We start from the raw sequence: 16,191 nt of genomic DNA on the forward strand, positions 1-16,191 counted from the left end.
TGGCTATCCCTACTCGATTGTTTTCTAAGCATCATCCATTGTAGATAAATCGCCGGCCGGTTCGTTCATTTCCCAAGCTTTAAGTACACGCCGCATAATTTTACCGCTTCGGGTTTTTGGAAGCTTATCTTTAAATTCAATTTCTTTTGGAACGGCATGGGCGGCCAGTTCAGTTTTAATAAACTTCTGAATTTCACTTTTCAGTTCGTCTGATGTTTTATACTCCGGTCTCAGGGCGATAAAAGCTTTAATAATATGTCCCCGCATTTCATCAGGTTTACCAATAACCCCCGCTTCTGCTACTGCAGGGTGTTCAACCAGTTTACTTTCAATTTCAAAGGGACCTACACGCTCCCCTGCAGTCATAATCACATCATCATTCCTGCCCTGGAACCAAAAGTAGCCTTCGTCATCCCTGAAAGCTGTATCTCCAGAGACGTACCAGCCGGGGATTGAAAAATACTCCTGGAATTTTTCATCGTTTTTCCAAATCTTTCTCATCTGGGCAGGCCAGCCTGTTTGAATAGCAAGATGGCCCATTTCATTCGGTGGTAATTCATTCCCTTCATTGTCTATAATGGCAGCATGAATGCCAGGGAAGGGTTTGCCCATGGAGCCGGGTTTCACAGGTTCACTTAAATAATTACAAATCAGCATACCGCCTGTTTCGGTCATCCACCACGTGTCATGAATTCTATGTTTAAAGACATCCCATCCCCATCGCACCACTTCCGGATTTAAAGGTTCACCGACACTTAAAATATGTCGCAGGGAGTTTAAATCGTACTTTTCAAGTATATCTTTCGGCGCTGCCATCAGCATACGGAATGCCGTAGGGGCACTGTACCAGACAGTGACGTTGAACGCGTCAATTGTGTTATACCAGTCGTCAGGAGAGAAACGGCCTCCCCGCACAACGTTTGTTACTCCATTTAGCCAGGGACCGAAAATACCGTAAGAGGTGCCTGTTACCCATCCAGGGTCCGCTGTACACCAGTAAATGTCATTCTCCCGCAAATCCAGGACCCATTTAGTTGTCTGGTAATGCTGAAGCATAGCGTTATGCACGTGATAAACCCCTTTAGGCTTACCTGTAGAGCCTGAGGTATAATGGAGAATAAGTCCGTCTTCCAAATTCACCCACTCAATAGCACTGTCGTCGTTTGGTGACGCTTTCATTTCTTCGGAGAAAGAATAAAACGGATCGGTTGTGGCGGCATGTTCTCCTACAAGAATGATTTTCTCAAGGTGGGGAAGTTCCTCATGCGGGACTCTCGATACAAGTTCCGGGGTCGTCACAATTACTTTTGCTTCACTGTCTTCCAAGCGGCTTCGGACAGCTTCTTTCATAAATGCTTCAAATAATGGCCCTACTACTGCCCCCATTTTAACGGCACCGAGAAGAGTGATATAGAGTTCAGGAGAACGCGGCATGAAAATAAATACCCGGTCGCCTTTATTCACATTCAGTCTGCGGAACATGTGAGCGGCCTGGTTAGTGCTTTTTTTCAAATCATTAAATGTATAACTTTCATTTCTTGAAGCATCGGAATAAAGAAGGGCAGTTTTATTTCCTTTTCCTTCATCTGCATGGCGATCGATACATTCATATGCAGCATTGATTTTGCCGCTTTTATACCATGAAAATTCTTTTTTTACATCATCCCAGTGAAATGACTCTCTGGCTTTTTCATAATCATTTAACTGATAAGTCTCTTGCTTAGGTTTTAAAACTTCCATACTCGCCACCTCCAATAAATCAGTTATACAAATATCATAAACTTAATATTTTGAAATTTCAAACCTTTCTGAAGTTATTATCTTAAAAAGAAGGAAACAAATGTTCATTCTTGATTTTTCTTATAAAGAAAAGTAACTTAAACATAAGGGCATAAGGGGTGAGTGAAGTGGATATTTTAACAGTTTTAATATTAATTGTTGCAGGTATTGTCCTATTGAGAATTGTAGGGGCTGTGTTCCGGGTTATACTTACAATTGGCGTGATTCTGCTGATTGTGTATATTATTCAGCAAGTGGTTACTGTAAGTATGATTTATATTTAGGGCTAGCCGTGGACAAAAGAATTAAACAGACTTTTTAAAAATTGAGGAGGATGTATGATGAGCTATCGTATGGAAAAAGACACGTTAGGTGAAGTAAAAGTCCCGTCTGATAAATGGTGGGGAGCTCAAACGCAAAGAAGTCTGGAGAATTTTAAAATCGGGTCTGAGAAAATGCCGAAAGAAGTAGTGGAAGCCTTTACTATACTAAAAGAAGCGACGGCAGCTGCAAACCTCCGTCTTGGTAACATTGAAAAAGAAAAAGGAGAGGTTATACAGGATGTTTGCCTTGAATTAAGAGAACAGGGTACATACGAACATTTTCCGCTGGTTGTCTGGCAGACAGGAAGCGGGACACAGTCCAATATGAATATGAATGAAGTGGTGGCCTATCGCGGCAATGAAGTGCTTTCAGAAAAAGGAAGCGAATTAAAAATACATCCGAACGACGATGTTAACCGTTCGCAAAGTTCCAATGATACCTTTCCAACTGCGATGCACATTGCCGCGTTAAAAGATGTGAAAGAACGTCTGCTGCCTGCCTTGCAGCGGCTGAAAAAGACGGTGGAAGAAAAATCACAATTGTTTGATAATGTTATAAAAATTGGCCGTACGCATTTGCAGGATGCCACTCCGCTTACTTTAGGGCAGGAAATAAGCGGATGGGCGCATATGCTTAAAAAATCAGAAGAAATGATCGAACAGTCATCCGAACAGCTGCGTAATTTAGCTATAGGCGGAACAGCAGTTGGGACAGGAATTAATGCCCATCCTAAATTCGGTGACTATACAGCAGAAGAAATCAGCAGAATAACAGGAGAAACATTTCGTTCATCTGAAAACAAATTTCATGCCTTAACAAGCCATGATGAGATTGTCTATGTCCACGGAGCTGTTAAAGGCCTTGCGGCTGACCTGATGAAGATTGCTAATGACGTGCGCTGGCTTGCAAGCGGGCCACGCTCAGGCATTGGTGAAATTACTATTCCTGCTAATGAACCAGGAAGCTCAATTATGCCGGGCAAAGTCAATCCCACTCAGTCTGAAGCTTTAACTATGACAGTGTCACAAGTGTTTGGAAATGATGCGGCAATCGGGTTTGCGGCAAGTCAGGGGAACTTTGAATTAAATGTGTTTAAACCGGTAATTATTTATAATTTCCTTCAGTCAGTAAGACTTTTAAGTGATGCGATGGATTCCTTCAATGAGAAGTGTATGGTTGGAATTGAAGTGAATGAGGAAATTATAGAAAAGCATGTGAAAAATTCTCTTATGCTTGTGACTGCCCTTAACCCGCACATTGGATACGAAAAAGCGGCTGCAATTGCTAAAACTGCCTTTCAGAAAAATTCAACTCTCAAAGAAACAGCTGTTGAACTAGGCTATTTAACAGAAGAGCAATTTGATGAATATATTAACCTTGAAAAGATGGTAAGACCAACAGAATAATGCCGGAAGGGGCTTAGGGATGAGAGTTTTTGATTTACACTGCGATGCCTTGCTGAAATTGCATGAAGACCGGACGTTATCTTTTAAAGATGCTCCTGCTCTCAATGTAAATGCTGAAAGATTAACTAAAGGGGAAATAGGACTCCAGGTTTTTGCTGTTTTTGTGGAACCTTACATTCCAAGTGATGAAAAGTTTCAGACAGCACTTGAACAAATTGATTTGTTTCATACCGAAATAATAGCAAAGCACCCGGAGATTAAAAAAATAACTGATTGGGATGATTTGCGCAGCTTAAACGAAAATGAGACAGGCGCGCTATTATCCCTTGAGGGAGCGGATGCCTTCGGGAACGATTTAACAAAGCTGAGAACCCTTTACCAGCTAGGTGTGAAATCTGTCGGGTTAACCTGGAATAACGCCAACCTTTGCGCTGATGGAGTGGGAGAACGCCGGGGGGCAGGGCTTACAGAGCTCGGCTTTGAAGTGGTGAGAATGAATAACGAGGCAAAAGTATGGACAGACCTGTCTCATCTCTCTGAACGGTCTTTCTGGGATGCGGTAGAAACTGCTCATTATCCGGTCGCCACTCATTCCAACTCTAAAAGTGTGTGCCCGCACAGGCGCAACCTTAATGATAAACAGGCTGAAGCCATTTTTAAAAAGAATGGATTAATAGGGGTTGTTTATTGTCCTGAATTTGTTAAAGGTGAAGAAAATGCAGGCATTGACGACTTAATCGCCCATATAGACCATTTTTGCGCTTTGGGGGGTAAAAAGCACGTAGCATTGGGTTCGGACTTTGATGGTATCAGTACTTTTGTTAAACACCTGGAACACAGCGGAAAATACCAGAACCTGATTAATGAATTACAAAAAAGGTACAGTGAAGAAACTGTTCGTGATTTTGCATACCAAAATGTTCTTAATCAGCTTCCTGTTTAAAAGGGAGACTCCGAGGTAAAAAAGGAAGAGTAGACGCCCCCGTCTACTCTTCCTTTGTTAAAGGAGTAAAATAACCGCATTTTAACAAACATTTTTTGGCGAGAAAAGAGTGAATCGTATAAGAACCGTCGGCGCTGGTATTAATGGTTTCCCATATATCATCGATCAGTGTTCCGCCGCAGTTTGGGCAGGTGTGCTCTTCATTCATAGAATTCCCTCCTTTATCATGATCTTATTTTACTTGGGGGCAAATCCGGTAATGTATGCCATTCATCCTGAGGTAAAAACAAAGTGGATTGAAGTAAATAAGGGTCAGGATATGTTTCTAATAAATATGAAATAAAGGCGAGAGTGTACCGGACGTCTTCCGGAAAATAGCGGTAGGAAATGACTGGCTGCTGTCTGCACCTGTTTAACAAAATGAAAAACTGTTTTTTATCACCAGGGTGAGCCTTACCTTTAAAATAGCCCCAGAGATGTTCGAGAGTATTTATAACATCTTTATGCAGAAAAGGGTCAGATTTAATACTGCGGATTTGCTCGTAAATTGTTTTATAATTTTCTTGAGAGGAAGCCGTTTTTAATGACGCTTGAATACTTTTGTATGATTTATACCCTTTCATCATAATTTCATACTTATTTTTTGCCCAGATCTGTTCTGCGTCTTTCTTTAAAATAGAAGCACCTCCCTATGACAGATAGTTACAGTTTAATTATAATGAAAATTCGAAATTTTTACGACAAAAATGCTTTGCAAACGGAGGTACGCTATGACGGAGGTATCATGGATAAAAGAAGCTTTAAAGCAGACAGGATTAAACAGCGGTCTATTAAATGTCCAGCCAGTCTCTGGAGGAGATATAAATGAGGCATACCATATAACTACACAGACCCATGAGCTGTTTATAAAGACACACAGCTCCATGCCTGCTGATTTTTTTAATATAGAAGCGGAGGGTCTTAGGCTTCTTGGAAAGGCTAATGACGTTTATACTCCAAAAGTATTTGGGGTATTTGCAACTGAAAGCCCTTTACGGCATGGCCTTGTGATGGAATGGATAGAGGGAGGCAGGCCCCCCGGCAGGGCTGATCAATTGCTGGGAAGTTCAATAGCTAATTTACATGAGATGACTCACACGTCTTTCGGCTACAGCAAATTAACTTATATAGGTGAAATACCACAGCAAAATGGCTGGTGGACTGACTGGTGCACCTATTATAAAAGAAAGAGGCTGAGGAGCCAGGCAGATTTGGCCGAAAAAAACGGACTGCTGCCTGCCAAACGTAAGAAAAGGGTAGAAAAGCTGTTAGAAAGGCTTGATGAATGGATCCCGGGTTCAGATATTACACCCAGGCTGTTACACGGGGATTTATGGTCCGGTAATTGGATGGTCTCCTCTGGCGGTTATATTTATTTGATCGACCCTTCAGTATTTTACGGGCATCATGAAATGGAACTGGCTTTTACAGAATTGTTCGGCGGCTTTTCAAATAACTTTTACGATGCCTATAAAGAGCGGTTGCCGGTTGATAGTGAATATAATAACAGAAAACCTTTGTACCAGCTGTTTTATTTATTTGTACATTTAAATATATTTGGCGAAATGTACGGAAGCCAGGTAGATTCTATATTAAAGAAATATACAGGTTAAGTTGATTTTTCTGAAGACAAGCCCCTGGGCAAGTGTTCGCCTGGCGGACCGAAATTACTGCTTTTCTCAAAAGAAGATCCGAACAAAATTTTCAAATTTTGTTCGGATCTCTTTATGATTACTATTCTTTTGTTTCATCCAAGTTCTTTCGGTTTAATTTTCTTTTGGATTCAGCTTTCTGGCAATATATATAAATGGTGTATCAATTGCTGCCACAATAAACTTAATAAAATAAGTAGTCAGAAGTACTTCCAGCCAGACGCCGAATTCGTACCATCCATAAAACGCGATGCTGCAAAAAATGACCGTATCAATAAACTGGCTGATTGCGGTGCTGAAACTGTTACGCATCCAGAGCTGCGATGGCTTATGAAAAACTTTTTTGAATATAGCATAGATTTGCACATCCAGGAGCTGGCTGATTAAATAAGCAAGCAGGCTCGCAATGACCACCTGTGGGAGGAGCTCAAAAATAAAAGATAAATGCTCATGAGCCATATCATCTGCATGGGGCTGGAAAGCAAGAACAAACTGCATAATGATTGTTACGGCTAGAAGAGATGAAAAACCGAACCAGACAGCTTTTCTTGCTTCTTTCTTTCCATATTTTTCATTAAGAATATCAGTAGCTAAAAACACTGTTCCATACATAATATTACCGAGAGTAGCAACAAGGCCGAAAAGTTCAACCAGTTTAATAACCTGCAGATTGGCTGCGACAGTTGAAAAACCGATCCATACAAACAAACCTGTTTTTCCAAATAACCGGTAAAATAAAAGAAGCATACTAAAATTAACCGCGGCAAAAATAAACCATATCATTTCATTGGGCATAACTATCGTCTCCTTAGTGATGATAACGCAGGAGGTTTGAAACTGCGTACGCACATACTGATTAATCATACAAAAAACATGGTTCTTTAACAAGGGAGCAGCCGTCTTGACAAGAAAGGAAGAAAATGAAGGGTATTTAAAGTGCGGAAAGTGAAGAATGCCAGGAGAGTGAACCTTATATTCAGCAAAAAGCATATGGCGAGGAATCCACCATTTCCCATGTTATAATGATGCCAAGTTGGCTAAGTCACTTAAATAGCAGACAAGGAGGTTATTTTATGGCGGAAGAGGAGTTAAAGAAAGCGACATTTGCTGGAGGGTGTTTCTGGTGCATGGTCTCTCCTTTTGATGAAGAGCCAGGGATCCACTCAGTTATCTCAGGTTATACGGGCGGACATACCCGCAATCCCACCTATAGAGAAGTTTGTTCAGAAACGACGGGACATTTGGAAGCTGTGCAAATTACTTACAATCCGGCTGTTTTTCCGTATGAAAAGCTTGTTGAGCTGTTTTGGCAGCAGATTGACCCTACAGACCCTGGCGGTCAGTTTCATGACCGGGGAGATTCTTATACAACAGCCATTTTTTACCACGATGAAGAGCAGAAACATATTGCAGAATTATCGAAAAAGAGACTTGAAGAAAGCGGAAAATTTAAAGAGCCAATTGCCACTAAAATTCGCGAAGCTTCAGTTTTTTATTCAGCAGAAGAGTATCACCAGGATTATCATAAAAAGAACCCGTTTCATTACAAAATGTACAGAAAAGGCAGCGGACGGGAAGACTTTATAAAAAGGGAGTGGGGGGTAAGAAAATGAATAGAGAAGATTTAAAAAACAAACTGACACCTATACAGTTTAAAGTGACACAGGAAGACGGGACGGAACCTCCGTTTAAAAATCCGTTATGGGATTTCTTTGAAGAAGGGCTGTATGTAGACGTTGTATCCGGCGAACCGTTGTTCAGTTCAAACGATAAGTTTGAATCGAGCTGTGGATGGCCCAGTTTTACAAAGCCTGTTAAAAGTGATGCTGTAGTCGAGAAAAAAGATACAAGCCACTTTATGATCAGGACTGAAGTGAGAAGTGCCGAAGCTGACTCTCATTTAGGACATGTGTTCACAGACGGGCCCAAACCTGGAGGATTACGGTATTGCATTAATTCCGCGTCCCTCCGCTTTATTCCAGCAGACCAGCTTGAAGAAGAAGGGTACGGGGAATACAAGTCAATTTTTAAATAAAAGATGCTGTGGATTTTTCAATCAAGGAAAAATGGGATTTAATCGGCGAAAAGAGTGAATCAATCAGCGAAAAAATGATTCTATCAGCGAATTTACCCCTTCTATCAGTATATTTGAATAACTATCATCAAAAAATCCTTTTAAGCTCTAATAAACCTACTGCGAGAACACAGCTCCAGACAGAACTTAAGCATATAAAAAGGCAGGTGCAAAGTAAATGCACCTGTCTTTTTCAGCTATTTCCTTATTCTGTTAAATCCCGCTGCTAATTCAAATTTCCGCGGGAGTGCAAAATCTCCCGGATGCTGATTTTGAAATGGCGAAAGGATATCCAATCCGTGTTTTTCGATCTGCTCATATAAATCATCTATAGCTTTCTTTAGCTCACGTGAGCCATTTCTGTCTTTTACTATCTTTTTAATCATAAGGGCTACAGCTTGTGTCTGGCTGGAGTCTACAAGCTGTTCGACATCATTCAGCGTGAGGCTGCTTTTACCAATCCGGATAGTGTGCAGCCCTTTGCTTTCAACTTTTTCTTTTTTATCAAACAATTTTTCGATCTCTCGGCGATGGAGGTCCCTTTGCTGCTCTGTATTCACAAATGCAGATACTTCTTTTGTCCGGTTTGTAGTCATTTCTTCAGCTAAGGATTTAGCTTCATCTGTTTTATTGTAAGGTCTGTATTCATCCATCATCACAATATAATCTGCCACATCAAAATAATCCCCTGATCCCCCGATGACAAGAATGGTGGAGACATCTTTCTTCTCGTATAAATCGCGGACACGGTCAATAAAAGGGGTAATCGGTTCTTTATCTTTCTTGACGAGCCGCTGCATCCGCCCGTCCCTGATCATAAAGTTAGTTGCACTTGTATCTTCGTCAATAAGCAGAAGTTTCGTATTCATTTCGAGAGCTTCCATAATATTGGCTGCCTGCGATGTACTGCCGCTTGCATCTTCTGATGAAAAGTCAGTCGTTTGCTTACCGAAGGGAAGATCGTTAATGAAAGGTGAGATATTGACGTTGCCGACATAACGGCCGTCTTCAGACCGGATTTTAACGGCACTTTCATCGGTCAGTACATATTCACGGCCGTCTCCTGTCTCATGGTTATAAACTCCCCGCTCAATAGCTTGAAGCAGTGTGCTTTTACCGTGGTAACCTCCGCCAATCACTAATGTAATTCCCTTTTTTATCCCCATGCCGCTGATGGTTTTCCCTGAAGGCAAATTGAAGCTTACTTCTGAATCTTCCGGGCTCTTAAAAGGAATAACCTTTTCATTTTTTAACGGTTTATTGCTGATTCCACTTTGACGGGGAAGAATTGAGTCATTGGCAATAAAGGCAATCAGGCCTCTTTTCGTAAGTTCCTGCCGGATAAACTCCTGGTCATCAGCAAGCAGTAATAGTTCTTCCAGGGACTTACGGTCATACTGGTTTATCGTTTTCCTGATTATGTCCGGAATGACGTTAGTAAGCAGGTCTGCTGCTTTGTGGCCGAGGATCCTTCTTCCTTGTGCCGGCAGCCCTGCAGAAAGACGGAATTCTATTCCTTGTTCTGTTATTTTTACTGCTGTCCGGTCAATCATCTCCTGGCCTGGGCTGTCAATAAATATCATGCCGCTCTTTCCTGTTCCATGAACAGGATTTTTTGTTTTAAAAATCTGCTTTTGGCATTCTTTTGCAAAGAAATGTTTAAATGCTGTCTCGCGGACTTTATTGTTAAATTGACCGGTTTTAAGATCTGTATGTTTTTCAGGCACAAAGAAGCGAAGCCTTGAGGGCGCCGCAAAAGGATCTCCTTGCACATAATCTAAATGTAAATGGTAAAAACCGCCTTTGTATGTTCCTTGAATAGACTTTAGAGCACGGTAAGATTTTCCGTCTAAGTTTTTTAAATTGTCTGCTAGTTTTTTCATAAAAATTATCCCTCACTTATATTTATTAGGTTATCTCGTTTAGTGGCACTAGTATGAGAGGAGTTAGTTAACATTCAAATAAAAACTTACATAAATTCCATCAATATAGGACAGGATAACCTTGTCAAATACATCGAATGGAGTGAATAGAATGAAAAAGCATTTTCTAATAGTATTCAGCCTTCTGGCATTTTTAACGATGTTCCTTCCGGCTGCTATCAGCACAGAGGCCGCTGAAACAGCTGATGGAGCAAAAGTACGTGTTCTGCATGCTTCTCCGGATGCACCGGCTGTTGATGTCTATGTTAACAAAGATAGAATCTTAAGTGGAATAAAATTTAAAGAAATAAGCGAATACCTTCCTCTTGAAGAAGGAAGTTATGACATTAAAATTTACGCTGCCGGGGACAAGCCTAAAAAGGCTGAGGCTGTCTTAGAAGAAAATATTACAGTTATGAGTGGTGAAGCTTATACTGTGGCTGCAAGCGGAAAGCTTGAAGATCTGGCTTTGGCTGTGTACAAGGATGATTTAACTACAATTGAGGACGAAGCCAAGTTAAGAGTGGTTCACTTATCACCCGATGCTCCAAAAGTTGATGTGTATTCATTGGATACGCTGCTGGTGTCCGGTCTTGGTTTCCCTGAAGCAAGTGAATATGATACTCTTCCAGCCGGGGAGTACTCATTGGATATCCGTCCGGCAGGCCAGGAAGAAGCCGTATTTAATATCCCTAACGTGGAGCTTAAACAGGGAGAAAACTATACAGCGATCGCTGTCGGGCTGCTAAAAGGAGATCCAGCATTCGACGTGCTGCTCGTAAAAGATAAATAAACTGACTATACAATAGGGGATCAGGAAGACTGATCCTCTATTCCCATTTAATGGGGGGTCTGACCCCTTTAACAATTACAATATACTGGAAAAATATTATTTTGTAATGGAATCGTAATAATGAATGACTTGTTCATCTTATGTTAAGTTGTTTATGATAAAAATATCATAAATAAAAAGGTGATAAAATGAAGGTTCTTAGTCTCAAATTCCTAGTTATAGCAGTTATTTCCATGCCTTTCCTTATGGTTTCACCCCTGTTTGTTTCCAGTTCGTCATCAAGTGGGATGACAGGCGGCATTTACAGTGAAGCCTATGCTGTAATGGATGCAAATACAGGCGAAATACTATTCGGGGAAAACATTAATAAGCCTATGTATCCAGCCAGTATTACAAAAATGGTTACCGCTATAATAACGATAGAAACGCAGGAAATGGATGACATAGTAACGGTCAGCGAAAAGGCAGTGAATGCTATAGGCACACGCGTTTATCTGCTGGAAGGGGAAGAAGTCACCATCCAGCAGCTTCTGCATGGGCTGATGGTCAGTTCAGGGAATGACGCGGGGATTGCATTAGCTGAACATATTGCAGGATCAGTAGATAATTTTGCTAATGAGATGAATGATTTTTTACAAAAACGCATTGGTGTTAAGAATACACATTTTACTAATCCCCATGGCCTGTTTGATAAGAACCATATTACTACGGCAAAAGATATGGCCGAAATAAGCGCTTACGCCATGAAAAATGAGGTATTTAGAGATCTTGTAAGCACAGAATCTGTCGAATGGGTTGGAGAAGGCTGGGAAACGGTACTTTATAATCACCACCCGCTTCTCAGGGATCAAGAGATGGTTATAGGTATTAAAAATGGTTATGTGCGTAAATCAGGTTATACCCTTGCGACTGCAGCAGTTAAAGAAGATACAGAGCTGATTATAATTACTTTAAGCAGTCCATCAAGAAATCATGGAGTGGCTGACACCTTAAAACTGCTTGACTATGCGTTTGCAAATTACGAGACGCAGTGGCTCACCTTTGAGAAGGAATCTCCTATGGCAGAATTTATTTTTCCTGTGAAGGTACCGGTAAGTACAAAAAAAGGTGAAGAAATAACCTTTACGATTTCTGATAACGGGTTACTGACGGTACGCGGTGAAGAGAACCGGCTGATATGTTTCAGCACTCTTGAAGAAAGAGAACCTCTCGATTTACCATTTTTCAGTTATGATCTCCCTGAAAACACGAAAAAAGAAGAAAACCTTTCTTCAAACAGGGTCGACGCGCATAATTTTACTGACTGGCTGTTTGTCACCGGTTTTCTTTTCTTATCATTGAAATAGTTATTGGAAGGCTTAGTTTTGCTGTCTAACCGGCTTCAGACTAAGCCTTTTTATTACAGGTCATCTGTCTCAAGGTCAGAAAGCTTAGCCAGCAATTCATTATACTGTGAAGGCGGCACAAACTGATCTGCTCCCCAGTATTCCTGCACCCAGGATTTCAAAGATGGTAAGTCATTAAACACTTCGCCGGAAGTATCGTTTTTTCGAATAGTATATATCCCATTATCCGCATCTGCCGTGACCTCGCAAGGAATAGCACTGTCTTTAGCTATTAATTCCATCCTCATTCTTCTCACCTCTTTTATCATTTAAAGTATAATTAGCATACCAACATTTTCTGGGTTTATCCGGAAACCTGCCCATAATTTCAATATTACGGAAAAGCATAGTTTAATCTGGGAGTTTACAGGCTACATATTAAAAAATACAAAGGTTCTCTTGAAAGTGTTAAAATATAAATAAACATACAAATTCCTGTCAAAAACTTTTAAACTAACAGTTTCTGATAAATCACATCCAGGGGAAATGTCTGGATAAGCATCCCGGCAAAAATGATTAAAGCATATCTATTAAGAACAGGCCTCATTTTATAATGAAGCGCTTTGAAAATATAAAAAGCTGAGGCAGGCCTGACTGGAAGCTTTCACTTTTAATTTTTAAATAAAAATATTCAATAAAATCGCGGCTCAGTGGCTTAGACTACCAGGAGGTTTTTGGTCAACATGAGATGGGCAAAGGAAATTTTTAAACATCTGTTCTTATTAACCGCATTATTTGTGGCTTCTATGTTAATTATTATATCTGTAGCTGTCTATTTATGGCAGTCCACTGATGAAGGGAGACTTCCGGCAAAAACTGCTGTCGTTCTTCATGCAATTAATAATAATTTAGTCAGCCTTGATATTAATATCAGACCACCCCGTATTGTGACAGGAGGCGGAGGGGGCGGGTCGCCGTTATTAAGAGAGGACCTTTATATACCTGTTCAGGGAGACGTTCAAATTCCTATGAGAATGTACAGGCCTCAGGGGGAAGGGCCTTTCCCGATTATTATGTACTATCATGGAGGGGCGTTTCTGGAAGGATATGGAAACCTGGATACTCATGATAATATTATCAGGGCACTCGCTGCAAGAACCGGCAGTGTGGTCATCGCTCCGAGTTACCGGGTTGCCCCTGACTATATTTTTCCTACAGCTGTAGAAGACAGTTATTCGGCTATTGAATGGGCAGTAGACCACGCTGATACGTTTAACGGGGATATAGACCGGCTGAGTGTCGCTGGTGACAGTGCAGGAGGGAATATAGCTACGGTAACTGCCATGATGTCAAGGGACAGGGATGGGCCTGATATTCTTTCCCAAGTACTTTTATACCCGTTAACAACTTTTCAGGACGTTCATTTCGAATCAAGGGAAATTTATGACAGTGGCTATTATTTACTTTCGAGGCAAGTGATGTACCGGGCTCGGGATTTCTATACACCGGAAGAAGTAATGTGGACTAATCCTTATACTTCTCCTCTTCATGCAGAGGATTTAAGCGGTTTACCTCCTGCTTTAATTATTACTGCTGAATTTGATCCATTAAGGGATGAAGGCGAGGCTTATGCCGAAAGGCTTGCTGAAGAAGGGGTTCCGGTCAGGGCTACAAGATACAGAGGAGTTATGCACGGGTTCGTTTCTTTTTATGAAGTGATGCAAAGCGGGAGATATGGTTTACAGGAAACCTCCAGCTTTCTAAGGCAGGCAAACCAGAACACTTTGCAGATTACTGACAGATATAATTTGCAGGTGCGGCAGCCTCCTCAAGGTTTAGACCGTGTCAGAGACCAGACCGAGGCGTTTGCTATAGCAGCCTATCTTATTGGGCGGTCCGGTGCAGACCTGTTAAACCAGTAATTTGAAAGGGCACTACAAGAAGGAGTTTATATATGGAACGCAAACTGACTATCTTAATTAATATCTACGCCGTATTTCTGTTACTGTTTGTCCTGGCTTACTACGGCTATTACCTGTATATAGGGATATTATGGGGCTTTGGAGAAAGGATGTTTACGCTTCTGGTGTCCGATAGTTTATTTTTACTGTTTATTCCGGCTGCTGTCGGAATACTGTTTAAAAAAACATGGTCGTGGTGGCTGAATATGATCATTTTTTTTCAATTGTTTATAGCTAAATTTATTGCTTTAGGAGCAAATGTGACTCTTTTAATGACTGATACAGTAGCCCAGCCGCTTCAAGGGTCTAATTTGCTGGTGGAAATCCTGTATCTCGTCTTGTACCTTATAATTATTACAGCTCTTTCATTAAAAATAGTTAAACAACGTTTATCTGTAAACAGAAGGTTTGGGGAGTGGTTCTGGCGTGTGTTTACCGGCGCCATAGGATTGTATGTTTTTCACTTTATTATCACGCTGTTAGTGATTGCATGGGTCAGCCCTGTCTAACTTCAAAGTGGAAACTTCCTCTATTTCCATTCAGCCAGGAGGCCGGATGAAATTGCTGGAAAATTACTATTCTCTCTCACCTAATTTAAAACGCAGTATTATGGAGGCAGTTTATATGGAATCAAGAATTAACAGACATGCAAAAGCCATTGAAATTTCAGGAATCCGGCAGTTTTTCAATCGTGTTCAGGAGTATCCGGAAGCGGTTCAGCTGACATTGGGACAGCCTGATTTTCATACGCCTGAACACGTAAAAGAGGCTGCAAAAGAGGCTATTGACAGTAACAAAACGCGGTACACACCTAATGCTGGCTTACCGGAGTTAAGACATTACGCCTGTGATTTTGTTAAACGTAAATATGGGTTAACATATAAACCTGATACAGAAGTGATCGTCACCACCGGTGCATCCCAAGGAATTGATATTACGATGCGTACTATTCTGGAACCCGGCGATGAAGTTCTTATTCCCGCACCTGTTTACCCGGCATATGAACCTATCATCCGCCTTAGCGGGGCAAAGCCGGTACTTATTGACACAACAGAGACAGAATTTATACTTACACCCGGCCATTTAAAAGAACACAGGACGCCAAAAACGAAAGCAGTGATTCTTCCTTATCCTTCCAATCCGACAGGTGCTGTTCTTAATGAAGAGCAGTTAAAAGATCTTGCTTACTACTTAAAAAACGAAGATTTGTTTGTCATGGCGGATGAAATATATTCAGAGCTTAATTATTCGTCAGTGCATCAATCTATTGCGGGCCTCCAAGGGATGCGCGAGAAAACAATTGTTATAAACGGGCTCAGCAAATCCCATTCTATGACAGGGTGGAGAATAGGGTTTGTTTTTGCACCGGAGGAGATAAGCAGGCATATATTGAAAGTTCACCAGTATAACGTGAGCTGTGCAAGTTCCGTTTCTCAGTATGCAGCGTTGGAAGCTGTTAAAAACGGGCAGAATGATCCCTTAGAGATGAAAAGCCAGTATGCAACGAGAAGAAATTTTATGATAAAAAAACTGGAGGAAATAGGCATACCGGCTGTAGCCCCGTCAGGAGCTTTTTATGTATTTCCGTCTATCAAAAAAGCGGGAATGAGTTCTTTTGATTTTGCTGTAAAGCTGCTGGAAGAAGAAGAGCTTGCAGTGGTGCCGGGTGACGCCTTTTCCTCTTTTGGCGAAGGATATATACGTTTATCGTACGCTTATTCTATGGAGGAACTGGAAGAAGCACTCCGGAGATTAGAAAAATTCTGGAAAAAAATAATATAAAGTAAGCAAACTCAACTGGGTCTTTTCAGGTTTAGTTGAGTTTTTTATTGAAAGCATTAGGTATAATTAACATAAATTCAGTTAGGCGGTTTATTTTATTTTAAGCGGGAAAGAGAAAATATAGATAAATTACGTCAAAAATCGCTATTTTCAGAAACTAACCCTTTGAGGTTAAAGTAGTAAAGTGGTAG

The 16,191-nt window shown here is 40.9% G+C and carries 15 protein-coding genes and 1 pseudogene; 10 read left to right on the top strand and 6 right to left on the bottom strand.

Annotated features, from left to right (window positions below; translation table 11 throughout):
- Positions 1–24: 24 nt before the first annotated feature.
- Positions 25–1,740, bottom strand: a complete 1,716-nt coding sequence (acsA, locus tag K8O68_RS12465) for an acetate--CoA ligase (RefSeq protein WP_230897203.1) — start codon at positions 1,738–1,740, stop codon at positions 25–27.
- A gap of 167 nt (positions 1,741–1,907) precedes the next feature.
- On the opposite strand from acsA, the gene K8O68_RS12470 reads away from it, so the two are divergent.
- The 3 genes from K8O68_RS12470 to K8O68_RS12480 are packed head-to-tail and all read left to right on the top strand — an operon-like array spanning position 1,908 to position 4,452.
- Positions 1,908–2,063: a hypothetical protein gene (locus K8O68_RS12470; RefSeq protein WP_230897204.1), complete on the top strand. Its 156-nt coding sequence runs from the start codon at positions 1,908–1,910 to the stop codon at positions 2,061–2,063.
- A gap of 57 nt (positions 2,064–2,120) precedes the next feature.
- Positions 2,121–3,509, top strand: a complete 1,389-nt coding sequence (fumC, locus tag K8O68_RS12475) for a class II fumarate hydratase (RefSeq protein WP_230897205.1) — start codon at positions 2,121–2,123, stop codon at positions 3,507–3,509.
- 19 nt (positions 3,510–3,528) lie between these two features.
- On the top strand, positions 3,529–4,452 hold the full coding sequence (locus K8O68_RS12480) for a dipeptidase (RefSeq protein WP_230897206.1): 924 nt from the start codon (positions 3,529–3,531) through the stop codon (positions 4,450–4,452).
- 43 nt (positions 4,453–4,495) lie between these two features.
- Here the strand turns inward: K8O68_RS12480 and K8O68_RS12485 are convergent, their stop codons facing one another.
- Both K8O68_RS12485 and K8O68_RS12490 read right to left on the bottom strand, forming a co-directional pair.
- Positions 4,496–4,660: a hypothetical protein gene (locus K8O68_RS12485; RefSeq protein WP_230897207.1), complete on the bottom strand. Its 165-nt coding sequence runs from the start codon at positions 4,658–4,660 to the stop codon at positions 4,496–4,498.
- A gap of 16 nt (positions 4,661–4,676) precedes the next feature.
- Positions 4,677–5,078, bottom strand: a complete 402-nt coding sequence (locus K8O68_RS12490; RefSeq protein ID WP_230897208.1) for a DUF1722 domain-containing protein — start codon at positions 5,076–5,078, stop codon at positions 4,677–4,679.
- A 144-nt stretch (positions 5,079–5,222) separates the two neighbouring features.
- On the opposite strand from K8O68_RS12490, the gene K8O68_RS12495 reads away from it, so the two are divergent.
- The gene (locus K8O68_RS12495) at positions 5,223–6,104 is read left to right on the top strand and encodes a fructosamine kinase family protein (RefSeq protein WP_230897209.1); all 882 of its coding nucleotides are present in this window, start codon (positions 5,223–5,225) and stop codon (positions 6,102–6,104) included.
- Positions 6,105–6,257: 153 nt separating this feature from the next.
- On the opposite strand, the gene K8O68_RS12500 is transcribed toward K8O68_RS12495, so the two are convergent.
- On the bottom strand, positions 6,258–6,938 hold the full coding sequence (locus K8O68_RS12500) for a queuosine precursor transporter (protein WP_230897210.1): 681 nt from the start codon (positions 6,936–6,938) through the stop codon (positions 6,258–6,260).
- Between the two features lie 278 nt (positions 6,939–7,216).
- Between K8O68_RS12500 and msrA the strand changes: the two are divergent.
- Positions 7,217–8,178 (top strand): annotated as a pseudogene (gene msrA / locus K8O68_RS21620) (peptide-methionine (S)-S-oxide reductase MsrA).
- A gap of 236 nt (positions 8,179–8,414) precedes the next feature.
- Here msrA and K8O68_RS12515 read toward each other — a convergent pair.
- Positions 8,415–10,100, bottom strand: coding sequence for an ABC-ATPase domain-containing protein (locus tag K8O68_RS12515; RefSeq protein ID WP_230897213.1), 1,686 nt, complete (start codon positions 10,098–10,100; stop codon positions 8,415–8,417).
- A 151-nt stretch (positions 10,101–10,251) separates the two neighbouring features.
- Between K8O68_RS12515 and K8O68_RS12520 the strand changes: the two genes are divergently transcribed.
- Positions 10,252–10,932 carry a DUF4397 domain-containing protein gene (locus tag K8O68_RS12520; protein WP_230897214.1) on the top strand — a complete coding sequence of 227 codons (681 nt, stop codon included), beginning with the start codon at positions 10,252–10,254 and terminating at the stop codon, positions 10,930–10,932.
- 233 nt (positions 10,933–11,165) lie between these two features.
- On the top strand, positions 11,166–12,278 hold the full coding sequence (locus K8O68_RS12525) for a D-alanyl-D-alanine carboxypeptidase family protein (RefSeq protein WP_230897215.1): 1,113 nt from the start codon (positions 11,166–11,168) through the stop codon (positions 12,276–12,278).
- Between the two features lie 53 nt (positions 12,279–12,331).
- Here K8O68_RS12525 and K8O68_RS12530 read toward each other — a convergent pair whose 3' ends face one another.
- Positions 12,332–12,565: a hypothetical protein gene (locus tag K8O68_RS12530; protein ID WP_230897216.1), complete on the bottom strand. Its 234-nt coding sequence runs from the start codon at positions 12,563–12,565 to the stop codon at positions 12,332–12,334.
- Positions 12,566–13,000: 435 nt separating this feature from the next.
- On the opposite strand from K8O68_RS12530, the gene K8O68_RS12535 reads away from it, so the two are divergent.
- The 3 genes from K8O68_RS12535 (at position 13,001) to K8O68_RS12545 (ending at position 16,000) form a co-directional block, all read left to right on the top strand.
- Positions 13,001–14,179 (top strand): alpha/beta hydrolase, encoded by a 1,179-nt coding sequence (locus K8O68_RS12535; protein WP_230897217.1) that lies wholly within the window; start codon positions 13,001–13,003, stop codon positions 14,177–14,179.
- Between the two features lie 32 nt (positions 14,180–14,211).
- Complete coding sequence (locus K8O68_RS12540) at positions 14,212–14,727, top strand: hypothetical protein (RefSeq protein WP_230897218.1); 516 nt, start codon at positions 14,212–14,214, stop codon at positions 14,725–14,727.
- Positions 14,728–14,842: 115 nt separating this feature from the next.
- On the top strand, positions 14,843–16,000 hold the full coding sequence (locus K8O68_RS12545; protein ID WP_230897219.1) for an aminotransferase A: 1,158 nt from the start codon (positions 14,843–14,845) through the stop codon (positions 15,998–16,000).
- Positions 16,001–16,191 lie beyond the last annotated feature (191 nt).

This window comes from Salipaludibacillus sp. CUR1 (assembly GCF_021028955.1).
Lineage (GTDB): Bacteria > Bacillota > Bacilli > Bacillales > Salisediminibacteriaceae > Salipaludibacillus.

Bases quoted from the DNA above. Each gene is read 5' to 3' on its own strand.
- acsA (WP_230897203.1), bottom strand. From the start codon at position 1,740: ATGGAAGTTTTAAAACCTAAGCAAGAGACTTATCAGTTAAATGATTAT.
- fumC (WP_230897205.1), top strand. From the start codon at position 2,121: ATGAGCTATCGTATGGAAAAAGACACGTTAGGTGAAGTAAAAGTCCCG.
- K8O68_RS12480 (WP_230897206.1), top strand. From the start codon at position 3,529: ATGAGAGTTTTTGATTTACACTGCGATGCCTTGCTGAAATTGCATGAA.
- K8O68_RS12485 (WP_230897207.1), bottom strand. From the start codon at position 4,660: ATGAATGAAGAGCACACCTGCCCAAACTGCGGCGGAACACTGATCGAT.
- K8O68_RS12490 (WP_230897208.1), bottom strand. From the start codon at position 5,078: ATGATGAAAGGGTATAAATCATACAAAAGTATTCAAGCGTCATTAAAA.
- K8O68_RS12495 (WP_230897209.1), top strand. From the start codon at position 5,223: ATGACGGAGGTATCATGGATAAAAGAAGCTTTAAAGCAGACAGGATTA.
- K8O68_RS12500 (WP_230897210.1), bottom strand. From the start codon at position 6,938: ATGCCCAATGAAATGATATGGTTTATTTTTGCCGCGGTTAATTTTAGT.
- K8O68_RS12515 (WP_230897213.1), bottom strand. From the start codon at position 10,100: ATGAAAAAACTAGCAGACAATTTAAAAAACTTAGACGGAAAATCTTAC.
- K8O68_RS12520 (WP_230897214.1), top strand. From the start codon at position 10,252: ATGAAAAAGCATTTTCTAATAGTATTCAGCCTTCTGGCATTTTTAACG.
- K8O68_RS12525 (WP_230897215.1), top strand. From the start codon at position 11,166: ATGCCTTTCCTTATGGTTTCACCCCTGTTTGTTTCCAGTTCGTCATCA.
- K8O68_RS12530 (WP_230897216.1), bottom strand. From the start codon at position 12,565: ATGAGGATGGAATTAATAGCTAAAGACAGTGCTATTCCTTGCGAGGTC.
- K8O68_RS12535 (WP_230897217.1), top strand. From the start codon at position 13,001: ATGAGATGGGCAAAGGAAATTTTTAAACATCTGTTCTTATTAACCGCA.
- K8O68_RS12540 (WP_230897218.1), top strand. From the start codon at position 14,212: ATGGAACGCAAACTGACTATCTTAATTAATATCTACGCCGTATTTCTG.
- K8O68_RS12545 (WP_230897219.1), top strand. From the start codon at position 14,843: ATGGAATCAAGAATTAACAGACATGCAAAAGCCATTGAAATTTCAGGA.